Genomic DNA, 13107 nt, shown 5'->3' with positions numbered 1-13107 from the left:
AACCATACAACATGATTGCTTTCTATTTCGTTTTGCTCAAGAGATACAGGAAGTACGGGGCACCAATGATGGCAACCAGAATACCTGCCGGAATCTCTGAAGGCTGCAAGATTACGCGTCCCAGCGTATCTGCAACAAGCACAAGCAATGATCCTACCAATGCGGATGCAGGCAAAAGGAACTGATGTTTTGGTCCCACGAGACGACGTGCCAAATGTGGACCAATCAGACCCACAAAACCAATGCCGCCACTGACGGATACGCATGATCCGGCCAGTCCCACGGCTGCAGCCAGCAGGATCAGTCTTTCGCGTTCCACCGGAGCGCCGAGACCACTTGCTGTTTGGTCGCCAAGGTTCAGTACATTGAGCACACGGGCTTTATACAGAACAAGCGGCACAAGGACAATGAGAAACGGCAGCAACGCCGTTACGAATTTCCAGTTGGAACCCCAGATGCTACCTGCCATCCAGGTGGCCACAAATTGATACTTCTCCGGGCTAAGCCGAAGTGTTAGTACAATCATGGCTGAGCTGATTCCTGCCGCTACACCAATCCCTGTAAGCAACATGCGCGTAGGCATGAGACCTTCTCCCTTTTTGTAAGAGAGCACATAAATCAGAAATGCAGCAAAAGTTGCACCGATCAGGGCCAGGATTGGCAGCAAAAATACCGGAGCCGCCGTTGTTGTCGGGAAGAAGGAAACAAACAACATAACAACCAATCCGGCACCAGCGTTGATACCGAGAATCCCTGGATCAGCCAGAGGATTTCGGGATACCCCCTGCAGAATACAACCGGATAGCGCAAGTCCCGCACCGACCAGAACCGAAATGACGATACGCGGCAAACGGAATTCAAACAAGATCAGTTCCTGCTTAGCTGTCCCACCGCCAAACAGGGTCCGCATCACCTCAAGTGGAGAAAGCCGAGTGAACCCTGTATTCATACTGATAATAAAAGCTGTAATAATCAACGCACCAAGCACAATCATGACAATGGTGCTTTTTGTTCTCTTTTTGCGTTCTGCTCCAACCAAAGTTGAGGATTCCATCGTTACAGAGTCCTCCTTTCTTTACGCGCCAGATAGAGGAAGAAAGGTACCCCAATTAGGGCAACCAAGGCGCCAATTGGCGTCTCATATGGCGGGTTAATCATACGTGCAGCCAGATCCGCGAATACGAGCAGCAGACTGCCCATCACTGCGGAACATGGAATAATCCAGCGATAATCGACCCCAACTAATTTACGTGTGAGATGGGGAATGATGAGCCCTACAAAACCAACAGCACCCACCACGGATACGGCCGTACCTGCGAGGATTAGTACAACAATCAGACCAACCAGCTTGATCAGGCCAGTACGTTGACCCAACCCAACGGCGATATCTTCTCCCAAGCTAAGCAGCGTAATGGAACGGGAGATAATAATCCCTGCAATAAGCGCAGCTAAAACCCAAGGGAACATGACTTCCAACTGGGACCACTTCGTCCCGGCGACACCGCCAGCTGTCCAGAAAGCAAGGTCTTGTCCAATTTTGAAATACAGTGCAATCCCTTCACTGAGTGCTGAAAGCATCGCAGACACTGCCGCCCCCGCCAGAACCAGCCGGAGAGGTGTAAGTCCAGATTTGGACGCTGCACCGAAACCATAGACCAACAGAACCCCAAGTCCTGCACCAACGAAGGAGTACAGAATGATATACATATATGGCATGCCTGGGAAAAAGGCAAAGCAGACAGCGAGCGCAAATCCTGCGCCAGCATTCAATCCGAGCAAACCGGAATCTGCCAGCGGGTTACGGGTCATCCCCTGCATAATGGCACCGGCTACTGCGAAGCAGGCACCCACCATTGCTCCGCCAAGAATACGCGGTAACCGAATCTCCCATATAATCTGATGCGGAGTCAGTTCAGGATTAAAGTTAAAGATTGCCTCCCATACAACGCCCAGCTTGATATCTGCAGCCCCAAACGAAATGGACAGCGCCATACCCAGCGCGAGCAGCAGAATCCCCCCTGTCAGGATCAATGTGGCAGCCCAGGGACGAGTGTGTATTTTGGCTGTCGGTGATTCCGTAGGTTGACTTGCCGGTGAAACTTTCGAACTCATATGTCCCCACCCTTGTTATGAGTGGTGTAGACAGATCCTATGTACATAACATTCACCTCTCTATTAATACATAACTGATATTGATTCTCATTCCCATAGACCATTGTATGTCAACTAGCTGTCTCTGGCAATGGACAAATGGGACAAGTTTATTGCATAAATGAATTTTTGTACTAAAAAAAGCTGCATGGAGTATAAGAACTCCAATGCAGCACCTTGGTTTTACATATGATTTAACGACTATGCACAGCAGTCAATGCTGCCAGCACATCCGGCACATCTGTAATAAGTCCCTTCACACCCATATCGATCAATTCCTGCATTTCGGCAGGATCATTCACCGTGAACGGGTGTGTTGCAATTCCCTGAGCCAACGCAGCAGCAACTTCTTCTCGTGTTACAGCAACCTTGTAGGGATGCAGAGCAGAAGCTTCCAGTTTGGCAGCATAATCATATGGGCGGTACAGCTTTTCCATATATAAAATTGCTGTGCGAATTTCCGGGGCAAGACGTTTGCACCTCACTAACGAGGCATGATTGAAGCTGGATAGAATGACCTGTTGTTCCATGCCCCAATTCCGAATCGCTTGTATCAACTTTTCTTCCATTCCCTTATAACTAATAACACCATTTTTCAATTCCAGGTTAAGTAGAATGTCTTTCCCCCGAACCAAATCAAATAATTCATCCAAAGATGGAATACGTTCTCCAGCAAAATCGGCATGGAACCAAGCACCTGCGTCAAGAGTACGTAATTCTTCAACTGATTTATCCTTGACCCAGCCTTCTGCTCCGGCAGTACGACTTAACGTCTCATCATGTATCAATACCAGGCTACCATCACTGGAAAGCTGGACATCCGTTTCAATGCCTGTCGCTCCAAGCTGCAAGCTGCGTTCAAACGCCACCATCGTATTCTCGGGGCATACGGCAGATGCTCCCCTATGGGCGATATTTTCAATTCTTTTCATTCCAGCGCCTCCTGAGTTCAACATTAACTCTATGATTCTCACTATAAACGCAGTTTGTCATACCTGTATTAACAGAGCGTTTAATTGTATGCTCCGTCCGCGTATAGGGCAACATCTTGGAGGGCTGGGGATTCACTCATTTTGTGAACTCAATCTGTAAAGCAGACATAATATAGTATCAGTCATAGACAACTGCACTCCGCTGTAAGGAGGTCGCCCATTGAAACCCCTAACGAAGAACAGATCTGTATCTCCCAAATCTTCCTCCAAAAAAGCTCCCTTGCCCAGAATTTCTGCCAAAAGCAGATCCGGCAAACCCAGCAGTAAAACTAGAACGCCCCCCAGACCACGCCAATACATGAAAAAGGCATCCGTTCGAGGGCTGTCTGTTCCCGACAAAACAAGTAATCAATCATCCGTTCTGGATGAACAGAGTCAACTGGATAAGTTGGCTTTTATCGCTGCCATCCTTGCTCTTATTGCAGCCGCAATTGGACTATACATTGCATGGAGAACACTCAGTTTGCCGGGTGATACTGAGGTAACGGTCTAACTCCCCTTGCCCACTCTGTCTCTCTTTTCTATAGAGGCGGAGTTCTTTTTTTTGCAGACAGAAAAAAACCGTTCCCCTGAGACGCCGACCGTACCGGCGTCTCTTTGGAAAGGCCATTTCTTCATCGGGCGTTGCCCCGGCGATTATGTCACCGTCCCGGAATGGCTGCTCGAATTACAGAACGAATGTACGAGAGATGATAACGAGCAGGATGAACAACACCAGAATCGCGCCTGTTGATGTCCATGCTCCACCGCCAAAGCCGCCGTATCCGTAACCGTATCCTGTGCCTTTGATTTCGCTCATGAGTGACACTCCCCTCTTTTAAGAAAGTACACTATAGACTATGTTTGGGGAGGGAACTTGCTTGGGCACATCGGAAAGTTTTCCGCTGGAGCGGGTAGTTATTTATCCTGAAGCTGTGACCACTTCTGGGTCAACTGTGCCGGAATATAGGATGACATCCGATTCAATAGTTCAGCCGGATCAGATTCCAGACTCCATAGACTGAGATGTGATGTATTGGAAAATCCTTCCTGCACGCTATGCTCAACCATTTTCATCAACGGCTCGTAATATCCGTTTACATTTAACAAACCAACGGGTTTACGATGAATGCCAATTTGTGCCCAGCAAAGAACCTCAAATAGTTCTTCAAATGTACCCATACCACCAGGAAGAGCCACAAATCCGTCGGACAGCTCGGCCATTGTTGCCTTGCGTTCATGCATCGTTCCCACTTCAATCAGCTGCGTAAGACCTCCATGTACGACCTCTCCCCGGAACAAGCCAGTCGGCATGACACCAATTACTTCTCCACCCTGCTCCAGAGCAGCATCCGCGACTGCACCCATTAATCCCATACATGACCCCCCATAGACGAGTGCGTACCCGCTATCGGCGATCTGTTTACCCAATTTAATAGCCTGCTGTGTGTAATCGGGGTGATTTCCCGGGTTGGAGCCTGCAAAAACACATATACGTTTCAATGGGTTTCACTCCTTCTCATGATCTATTTCATTAGTGTATAACATGAATGTAAATACTATGTTACATCACTCATCATACTCAAGTGAATAAAAAAAACACCCGACCGTTTGCAGCCGGTCGGGCTCCCATAATTAGTACACATCATTTAGAAGGGGTTGTTACTGTTTACTATAAAGGCCAAACATTAAATCCATATGATCTTTGCATGAAATGAATATTAAATATCAACCGACTTATCGTATTCCACGCCGTGAGCGCACCACAAACATATGCTTGTCCTTACGAAGAATCCGGCCGTCTGCAAGCTCAACCTGATCATCATCATGACGTATAATCGTTGTGGATAATGCTACAATTTTGGCCCGACGCCAAATCATAACCTGTGATCTGAAATAGATGGCATTTTCAAATTGTACGGCCTTTTTCATCACATATCCAACCTTATGCACCTCGGATCGCGCTTTTTTCAAGGGAAGGCTCTCTTCAGGCAGAGGCCGGATCATTGCGATATTGTCGAACGATACCTTGATCCGCTTGGGTCCGATTCGTACACAATCCGCTTCTTCATCCCACTCGACCAGTGTTCCTTTCAGTGGCTCTCGTATGCCGGTTGCACGATATACGGCTACTTTCCGTCCTACCCAATGTCGCAATGCCATCGCCCCCCGTTTGTCTAGTTTTCCGGTATCGTCCAATCAATCGGTTCAATACCTTTGGAGGTCAAAAATTCATTGGCTTTGGAAAAAGGACGACTGCCCAGGAAGCCACGATGTGCTGCAAGCGGACTTGGATGCGTAGACTCCAACACCAGATGTTTATCCCGGTTAATGAATGCCCCTTTCTTCTGGGCATGACTGCCCCAAAGCATAAATACCATCGGTTCTGAACGTTCATTCAATGCCCGGATGACAGCGTCTGTAAACGTCTGCCATCCCAGTCCCTGATGGGAGTTCGGCTGCCCTTCCCGTACCGTCAGAACCGCATTAAGCAGCAGCACGCCCTGCTCTGCCCAATGAACCAGCGATCCGTGATTCGGAATCGGCAGACCCAGATCCGCGTGAAGCTCCTTATATATATTTTTCAAAGAAGGAGGAACGCGCACCCCCGGTCTGACTGAGAAACTTAATCCCTGAGCCTGACCCGCTCCGTGATAAGGGTCCTGACCGATAATAACGGCTTTGACCTTATGATACGGGGTCAGTTTAAGAGCCGAGAACAAATCTTCCTTGGGTGGAAAGATGGTCTGTGTTTTATACTCGGCGGCGAGTGCATAACGAATGTTGTTGAAATACTCGGCTTCAGTCTCTTCCTGAAGTACAGAGTCCCAATCATTTCCAAACATATGTAAAGGCTCCTTTCCCTGATGAATACATATCCGTGCAGTCCACATAACGAACTGCCACCTGCGTGAGCCGTATCCTACGACTCATAGACTATCCACCATTTTAACATAACCGGGGACAGCAGACCAGAACTGTACATCAGGGGATAGGGTTGCCTCTATAACTAACGTTACTTCAGACCGAGCATGGAATATCTATCGTTGTAAATTGATGCGCTCTGAATCTGTACAACAGAGTTAAAGCAATCCAGTACCTTGTTTATAGATAACTTAATCAGACTTGAACGGGTACGCCCTCATCTTTATTGACCAATAGAGTGCTTATTCTTCTGAGTCCCTCTTCAAGAACCGAACGCGGACATGCCAAGTTTAGACGGATACACCCGCCTCCATTAGCTACAAACATATGTCCATCTTCAAGTAATACCCCCGCTTGTTCAGCGAAAAATAAAGGCAGGTTTACATTTGCAGGGACGTATGCCGTAATATCAATCCATGCCAGATACGTAGCTTCCGGAATATGAAATACCGCCTGTGGCAGATAACGCTTCACATATTGATCCACAAAGGCAAAATTGTCATCAAGATACGTTTTCAACTGTTTCAGCCATTCGTCGCCATGTTCGTAAGCCGCTTGAGTCGCTGCAATGCTCAGCGGATTTTTGAACCCATAATGCCGTTTCTGCCAGATCGTTCGGAGTCCTTCATTTGCAATAATCACATTGGAGAACATTAGGCCCGCCATATTGAACGTTTTGCTTGGAGACATACAGGTAATGATTCGATCCGTATCCGGGAACAGCTTGGCAAGAGGCGTATGCTTCTTACCTGTACGCAGCAAGTCACAGTGAATTTCATCCGAGATTACCCACACGTTATGGCTCAGACAGATCTCACCCACACGTTGTAACTCTTCTGTTGTCCATACGCGTCCAGACGGATTATGCGGATTGCAAAAAATACATAACGTAACTTGTTCATCACTGGCTTTGGCTTCAAAATCTGCAAAGTCTATTGAATAATGTCCCTGCTCGTTGATCAAATCTGAGCAAACTAGTTCAATATGATTATGCTCCGCAGCCGATTTAAAATAACCATAGGAGGGCGTCAAAATCAGCACCTTCTCATTCGGCTTGCAAATATATTCAACTAATTCATATAGAGCAGGAATGATCCCATGTGATGTCTCCAGATGCTCCTTGGGGAAGGACCAGTCATAGTATCTGTTCATCCAGTTGGAGACAGCTTCGTAGTATGCCGGATCGAACACCTGGGAGTACCCCATAATTTTACGGTCCAAACGCTCCTTAACTGCTTCCCGTATTTCGGGAGGTGTGGCAAACTCCATATCTGCAATCCACATGCGAATAAATTCTTCATCCTTAAAGGGAAATTTCATATCTTCTGTTGCATTAAAAATATATTGACGGAAACCATCCGTATTCATGGCATTGGTTCCTGTGCGATCAATAATCTCATCGAAATCATACTTCATAGCCTTCTGCGCCTCTTTCTCTCTGTTCTCCATCCTGGGATTAGGTTCTGTTAGACACATTATTTCATGGCTTAGAAGTTACATCAAACGCAATACAATCTATTCAGAAGAAACAAATCCATCTTAATGTTTCGTCATAATAGGTATTTTCATGAAAAAAGTGTTATATTTTTCGTATAGATTGATTTTACCAAGGGGTTTCACCTTTTCTCATATTCTTAAGAAACTTAACAGAAGGAGATCCGATATGAACACCATCAACAAAGAAGTGGGCAAGAAAATCCGTAATTTTCGCAAATGGAAAGGGTTAACGGTCCAGCAGCTGGCGGATCAGATTCACAAAAGTAAAGCTACTCTGTCCAAATATGAGAGCGGTGATATTACACTTGATGTGGTTACGCTGCATCAAATTGCTAATTCATTGAACATTCAGGTGGAGCAGCTGCTGTATATTGAACCCAAGCAAGCCTCTCCTCTTATGAATACGGTACCGTCCAGCTTTTTCAAAAATTCCACGCGGTTTTATTCGTATTTTTATGACGGGCGCAATAACAGCCTCATTCGTTGTGTCATTGACATGATGGCACAGTCGGACGCGAATCGTTATCGAACCGTGATGTATATGAACGTCAAGAATTTTGAAAATTATCAGGAATGCGAAAATATGTATTGGGGCCACACCGAGCATTACGACACACTCACCACGCTGATTCTGAAAAATCAGGCTACACCGCTGGAGAATCTGTATATTAACATTCTGGCATCTTTTCAGGAATCCGAGAAAAAGTGGGGTTTGATGGCAGGTGTATCCTTCCGTCCCTTTATGCCCATCGCTTTAAAAATGCTATTCTCTCGAACACCCTTGCCTGAAAATCAGGAGTTATATAACGAGCTAAAAATGTCTAAAGAAGATCTGCGTACGTTAAAGATCTATAATATGCTCGCCGTCACCTAAATTTTCAACAGAAGCTGATGGATCAGATTGCATTAATTGGGAAATAACACCTATATAACAAGAAAAGGGCGGCAATTATAAGCTATTACAGCTCATAAAAGCGCCCTTTGGGATCAGATGTTTATTACTTCACACTTCGACTTTGATGTATATTCGATTAGTTCTTGATCAAATCAAGAGTTTCGTCAAATAATTGCTTCTGGTCTTCAATCTTGTTTTCATTACCGATAACACAGCGTTGCTGCTGTACCAATATGGCGGATACCACTTCGGCAAAACCTATAATGTCACTTTCTGTTGTGCTTAGCACTTCATCCCGTTCTTTCTGAAGATCGGCTTCGGTGACATTAGACAGATAACATTCCAGAGAGAATGATCCTTCGCCATAAGGGGTCCTTGGTGTATCGAGGTCCTGGATGGCGCCAATGATATATCTTGTCATTTCCCGTTTATCTGCTTTGAAATCCTTCAGGTATTGCGGCATCTCTTCATAAACTTTGTATGTTTTTTCGAGATTCGGGTCGCGGTACGATGCTACATAGCTATCTCCGTTACGTCTGAAGCCTGACATGCAGCCGTATGCTCCGCCTTTGGCCCTAATATTGTTCCACAAATAATCCAGAGAAAGAATCCCCTGCAAGACACGCAACGAGCCGGTATACGAATACCCTTTATCTATAAAATTACCTGTTTGAACGACATATTGGACTTCAGATGGAGATCTGAACCCTTCTTTATGATGTACAGGTGTAAATGCCTCTTTTTCTTTGGCAACATCTTGGGTGAACAGCTTCGCTTTCAAATCGGATACCTGTTTCTCCAAGCCCGCATATCCCTGATCATCCGCAGTGTAACTCACCAGCAAGTTTTCCGGTCTGAAAATAAAGCTAGTCAACGATTGAAGGCTGGTCGACAGTTCTTCTTTTCTAGCCTCAAAGTTCGCCTGAAGCTCCTCAATCCACTGGTAAAAGGCGATGCCACTAACCGCTTCCCTGAAGTCTGCGACAGCCGAGTGTTTAGAGGTCGAACGGCCAATTCCCGCTGAATGCCCTCCGCTGATCAGATTGCGCTGCAAGTTGCCTTTCAACTGGGCAATAATTTCGTATAAACGCTTCGAATCATCAAATTTGGACGTAAACACAATTTCCTTGATCATGTCAAAAGCAAATCCAAGTTTGTCATAGAGTACTTTGGCGTTGAATTCATACGTAGCCTTGAAATTACGGTGCTCATGCGCGTTCGCATACGTACCGATGCCACTATGAATGCCCCCGGAATGAATGTGAATCTCATTCGACAATTCATTAAATGAGAAATTCTGAGTGTCGACGTAACCGAGCACACTTTTCAGCAATCCAACATACGGCAGCAAACGCCGTGGGACTTCCTTAATATCGAACAACAGTCTCAGATAACCGATCCCATTCGTATAGATGTTATGGTGCAGCACCGTTGTACCTTCGACCTGATTTACCGTCTGATACAGCGTCGATGCTTTCGGTTCAATATCCTCTATCGACAACGTCGGAATGACCTGCTGTTGTTCCTTGGTTGATGGTGCATTCTGGTACTCGGCGAGAGCCTCGGTTCTCTGAATGAGTTGCTGAATCTCTTCCTGACTCAGTCCAGCCTGAACTGATTTCAGATGTGCTTTCAGCGCCTCCTCTTTGCGTGCGTTCAATCCTTTATCCGGCGTGACAGCAACGAAAGAAGTATGTGTATTTTGCAGTAAATACGTCTCAATCAACTTCTCAAAGTAACCCTCGGTCATCTTCGTTCTGAGCTCGGCGAATACGTCATTCGCTTCCAAATGAGTAAATGGCGCTTCGACATCATACAGCCAGCTTTGCAATGAGGAGAAACCGTAGATTAATCCTTTGGGCATTCTTCCATAATCCGCTTCACGGTGGTTGAACTCATAGGAATTGATACCTGCGAGCAGCGCTTTTGGATCAAAACCTTCTTTCACAACACGCTCAAGCACCTCTTTTACCGTCCCCAGAAAATCTTCTTTGCTCGCCAGATTGCTCTTCTTCAATCCAACGGTGAACACGGGCTGATACAGGCTGTCATCATACGTACCATATACATCTTTCGCAATGCCCTTATCCAATAAAGCCTGCTTCAGAACCGCTCCTGGAGCGTTAAGCAATGCGTACAGCAAAATTTGAAACGAGATGTTTAATTCCTTGTCCAGACTTGTTCCAATGACCGCATTATAGGTCAAAAAGCTGTTATCCACTTCTGATTCGGTACTTCCGGCAGAATATGTCTTGACTGCGTCCACTCTTTCTCCGAATGCAGGTTGAAGCTGAATGGCAGAATCAATCTCAATTCGATCATATTCACTCAGATAGTTCTCATCTAACCACTGCAATTTCTCTTCCATATCCATATCCCCATACAAATAAATGAAGCTGTTGGACGGATGATAGTATCTGGAGTGGAAATCCAGCAAACCTTGATAAGTCAGATCGGGAATGGCATCGGGAAATCCGCCTGATTCACAGGAATATGTAGTATCCGGGAAAAGTGAATTCAGAACTTCCCTGCGTACAATCCGTTCCGGTGAAGAAAAAGCACCCTTCATCTCGTTATATACAACGCCGTTATAGGTTAACTCATCTTCAGCTGAGGTCAGGTTGTAATTCCAACCCTCCTGTAGAAATATTTTTTCATTATTATAAATATTTGTGTGGAGTACCGCATCCAGATAAATATCCATCAGGTTATGGAAGTCATGATCATTCCGACTTGCAATCGGATAGATCGTTTTATCTGGATATGTCATCGCATTCAGAAATGTATTAAGAGAACCCTTCAGCAACTCAACAAAGGAATCCTTGGCCGGAAATTTCTTGGAGCCACACAGTACGGAATGTTCCAGAATGTGAGCTACACCTGTATTGTCTTCCGGAGGAGTACGGAAACCGATACTGAACACTTTATTATCATCCTGATTAGATAAGAGTACAATTTTGGCTCCGGATTTCTGATGTTCCAGGAGATACGCATCTGACTTCAACTCTTCGATTCTGCGTTCCTGCAGCACCTTATAGGGCTTAAGCTGTTTCAACATGGGTCGAGTCCTCCGTCCATAAAATTGTTTAGTTTGATATGCAACCTTGAGTTCTTCAAGTTCAAAGTTAAAGGTAATTTATGCCTACGGATAGTATACACTATCGTTGCATGTCTTCCTAACGGGCAGCACCACAGATGTCATCTGATATGTATTATCGTTTTTTAATGTTTATGAACTGAATGGTACAGCAGAAAATCATAAAAATTAAAATTTCCAAACAAAAAAAGATCGCATGAACAACTTGTTTAACAAGTGTCATGCGATCTTTTCTTAAGATGCCGAGGACCGGGATCGAACCGGTACGGTAGTCACCTACCGCAGGATTTTAAGTCCTGTGCGTCTGCCAATTCCGCCACCCCGGCATGGGTATGTATTTCTTGGCGACAAGAAATATCTTACCATGAAATTTATAGCTTTGCAATACCTTAATATAAAATTATCCAAAAAAAAATGAAACAGGCACTGCCAGCGTTAGCGAGCAGTGCCTAGAAAGTTCGAGTTGCGGTCCCGAACTTTCTTTAAACCATCTATATTAAGGGAGGTGTGAAATAAGAATACCTCCCCAACATTAAAGAAACCTAAAATCAGGCTTAAATTAAACTAAAAAAGAAGAATAGGTGCAATTCGGTCTGCCTCTTCCTCGCTGCATTCCACAACCACCAGGATATGCCCCTGTACCAGCCAATCTTCATAGTAATTAGCATCTTCTTCAGAGACCCCTGCTTCGGTTAAGGTAAGCACCAGATCATCCGTTTCATTTCCAATCTCGTTGCCTGCAAGTTTGCGTACCGCTTTTCCGATGGACATCGTCTGATCCATCCGCTTGCCCAAACCAGCAAGCACCCCTTTAAGCACGCCTAGTGCACCGTCTGTTCCTGCGCCCTTCAGAGGCATAGGCAAACCAGTCTTCTCGCTTACCACTTCGAGATTAACCTGTTCTTTGGCTACCGCACCCAAATATTTATCTGCTATACCTTCCTCTTTCAATTTATTTAACATGATAATGGCTTCATTCTCCGTGTGTACGAGTCCGATCAGCAATTGTGTCATTATACGTCCCCTCCTTTTACCCTTATATAACCCTGGTTGCTTCTTCAAAAACGCAGAGCACATAATAAGTCCTTTCACCTATGTAAAATTTAATTTCTGATCTGGAAATCTATACCTAGTTCTGATAGACTAGATAAAGAAGACAAATTAACCATTGAAATTATTGACATATCGAATTACTATTCCATAACCAGGAGCAATGACATATGAAAAAAGAGGTAGAAATTGCCATTCGACGCAAACAACAAATCATCGTTCGTAATACAAGTGGACAAACGGTAACTGGATTTCCGGAACGTACAGCCGATGCTTCCATTCTTTCCTTACGGACAGTTCACGGAAGCCTGTGGATTCCATTCGACGAAGTAGAACAAGTCACACGTCTGTTAAGCATTCGCTCTCATCATTTAAGTGGAATGCAGTTGTGTACGGCTGATCTGTAAACAGGGAACAAGTACTTCATGTATTTATACGTGAACTAGACGTGTTTATTTCGCCCTTCATAAAATAAAACCAGACGTATCGTGAACTGCACCCCATTTGTTAGACACGACTAA

At 45.2% G+C, this 13107-nt stretch carries 13 protein-coding genes and 1 tRNA gene; 3 read left to right on the top strand and 11 right to left on the bottom strand.

All coding sequences use genetic code 11. The annotated features are described in order from the left end of the window. Positions 1 to 22: 22 nt before the first annotated feature. From A6049_RS15475 to A6049_RS15465, 3 genes are all read right to left on the bottom strand, one after another. Positions 23 to 1054 (bottom strand): FecCD family ABC transporter permease, encoded by a 1032-nt coding sequence (locus A6049_RS15475; RefSeq protein WP_024631187.1) that lies wholly within the window; start codon positions 1052 to 1054, stop codon positions 23 to 25. Between the two features lie 2 nt (positions 1055 to 1056). After that, positions 1057 to 2112, bottom strand: a complete 1056-nt coding sequence (locus tag A6049_RS15470; RefSeq protein ID WP_063565538.1) for a FecCD family ABC transporter permease — start codon at positions 2110 to 2112, stop codon at positions 1057 to 1059. A 233-nt stretch (positions 2113 to 2345) separates the two neighbouring features. Then, entirely contained in the window at positions 2346 to 3083 is a 738-nt protein-coding gene (locus A6049_RS15465) for a glycerophosphodiester phosphodiesterase (RefSeq protein ID WP_063565537.1), read from the bottom strand. Between the two features lie 220 nt (positions 3084 to 3303). Here A6049_RS15465 and A6049_RS15460 point away from each other — a divergent pair, with 220 nt between their 5' ends. After that, on the top strand, positions 3304 to 3636 hold the full coding sequence (locus A6049_RS15460; protein WP_063565536.1) for a hypothetical protein: 333 nt from the start codon (positions 3304 to 3306) through the stop codon (positions 3634 to 3636). Between the two features lie 174 nt (positions 3637 to 3810). Here A6049_RS15460 and A6049_RS34095 read toward each other — a convergent pair whose 3' ends face one another. The 5 genes from A6049_RS34095 to A6049_RS15440 all read right to left on the bottom strand — a co-directional run bounded on the left by A6049_RS34095 (position 3811) and on the right by A6049_RS15440 (position 7463). Then, positions 3811 to 3942, bottom strand: coding sequence for a YjcZ family sporulation protein (locus A6049_RS34095; RefSeq protein ID WP_211754062.1), 132 nt, complete (start codon positions 3940 to 3942; stop codon positions 3811 to 3813). Positions 3943 to 4040: 98 nt separating this feature from the next. Continuing rightward, positions 4041 to 4625 carry an LOG family protein gene (locus A6049_RS15455; protein WP_063565535.1) on the bottom strand — a complete coding sequence of 195 codons (585 nt, stop codon included), beginning with the start codon at positions 4623 to 4625 and terminating at the stop codon, positions 4041 to 4043. Between the two features lie 234 nt (positions 4626 to 4859). Next, positions 4860 to 5279, bottom strand: coding sequence for a hypothetical protein (locus A6049_RS15450; RefSeq protein ID WP_063565534.1), 420 nt, complete (start codon positions 5277 to 5279; stop codon positions 4860 to 4862). A gap of 20 nt (positions 5280 to 5299) precedes the next feature. Beyond that, positions 5300 to 5968 (bottom strand): uracil-DNA glycosylase, encoded by a 669-nt coding sequence (gene ung / locus A6049_RS15445; protein WP_063565748.1) that lies wholly within the window; start codon positions 5966 to 5968, stop codon positions 5300 to 5302. A 274-nt stretch (positions 5969 to 6242) separates the two neighbouring features. After that, a complete protein-coding gene (locus A6049_RS15440; protein WP_063565533.1) occupies positions 6243 to 7463 on the bottom strand; it encodes a MalY/PatB family protein in 1221 nt (406 codons plus the stop codon). A 247-nt stretch (positions 7464 to 7710) separates the two neighbouring features. On the opposite strand from A6049_RS15440, the gene A6049_RS15435 reads away from it, so the two are divergent. After that, positions 7711 to 8418 carry a helix-turn-helix domain-containing protein gene (locus A6049_RS15435; protein ID WP_063565532.1) on the top strand — a complete coding sequence of 236 codons (708 nt, stop codon included), beginning with the start codon at positions 7711 to 7713 and terminating at the stop codon, positions 8416 to 8418. A gap of 157 nt (positions 8419 to 8575) precedes the next feature. Here A6049_RS15435 and A6049_RS15430 read toward each other — a convergent pair whose 3' ends face one another. From A6049_RS15430 to A6049_RS15420, 3 genes are all read right to left on the bottom strand, one after another. Further along, positions 8576 to 11497 (bottom strand): insulinase family protein, encoded by a 2922-nt coding sequence (locus A6049_RS15430; protein ID WP_063565531.1) that lies wholly within the window; start codon positions 11495 to 11497, stop codon positions 8576 to 8578. Between the two features lie 279 nt (positions 11498 to 11776). Beyond that, positions 11777 to 11862: transfer RNA gene (locus tag A6049_RS15425), tRNA-Leu, on the bottom strand. A gap of 238 nt (positions 11863 to 12100) precedes the next feature. Next, positions 12101 to 12550 carry a general stress protein gene (locus tag A6049_RS15420; RefSeq protein WP_063565530.1) on the bottom strand — a complete coding sequence of 150 codons (450 nt, stop codon included), beginning with the start codon at positions 12548 to 12550 and terminating at the stop codon, positions 12101 to 12103. Positions 12551 to 12756: 206 nt separating this feature from the next. On the opposite strand from A6049_RS15420, the gene A6049_RS15415 reads away from it, so the two are divergent. After that, a complete protein-coding gene (locus A6049_RS15415; RefSeq protein ID WP_053784208.1) occupies positions 12757 to 12993 on the top strand; it encodes a hypothetical protein in 237 nt (78 codons plus the stop codon). The last annotated feature ends 114 nt before the right edge of the window (positions 12994 to 13107 follow it).

The organism is Paenibacillus sp. O199 (genome assembly GCF_001636635.1).
In the GTDB taxonomy this organism is placed as follows: Bacteria; Bacillota; Bacilli; order Paenibacillales; family Paenibacillaceae; genus Paenibacillus; species Paenibacillus marchantiae.
The sequence above is the reverse complement of the archived record's forward strand: the minus strand, read 5'-3'. Positions and strand labels throughout refer to the sequence as shown.

Bases quoted from the DNA above. Each gene is read 5' to 3' on its own strand.
- A6049_RS15475 (WP_024631187.1), bottom strand. From the start codon at position 1,054: ATGGAATCCTCAACTTTGGTTGGAGCAGAACGCAAAAAGAGAACAAAA.
- A6049_RS15470 (WP_063565538.1), bottom strand. From the start codon at position 2,112: ATGAGTTCGAAAGTTTCACCGGCAAGTCAACCTACGGAATCACCGACA.
- A6049_RS15465 (WP_063565537.1), bottom strand. From the start codon at position 3,083: ATGAAAAGAATTGAAAATATCGCCCATAGGGGAGCATCTGCCGTATGC.
- A6049_RS34095 (WP_211754062.1), bottom strand. From the start codon at position 3,942: ATGAGCGAAATCAAAGGCACAGGATACGGTTACGGATACGGCGGCTTT.
- ung (WP_063565748.1), bottom strand. From the start codon at position 5,968: ATGTTTGGAAATGATTGGGACTCTGTACTTCAGGAAGAGACTGAAGCC.
- A6049_RS15440 (WP_063565533.1), bottom strand. From the start codon at position 7,463: ATGAAGTATGATTTCGATGAGATTATTGATCGCACAGGAACCAATGCC.
- A6049_RS15435 (WP_063565532.1), top strand. From the start codon at position 7,711: ATGAACACCATCAACAAAGAAGTGGGCAAGAAAATCCGTAATTTTCGC.
- A6049_RS15430 (WP_063565531.1), bottom strand. From the start codon at position 11,497: ATGTTGAAACAGCTTAAGCCCTATAAGGTGCTGCAGGAACGCAGAATC.
- A6049_RS15420 (WP_063565530.1), bottom strand. From the start codon at position 12,550: ATGACACAATTGCTGATCGGACTCGTACACACGGAGAATGAAGCCATT.
- A6049_RS15415 (WP_053784208.1), top strand. From the start codon at position 12,757: ATGAAAAAAGAGGTAGAAATTGCCATTCGACGCAAACAACAAATCATC.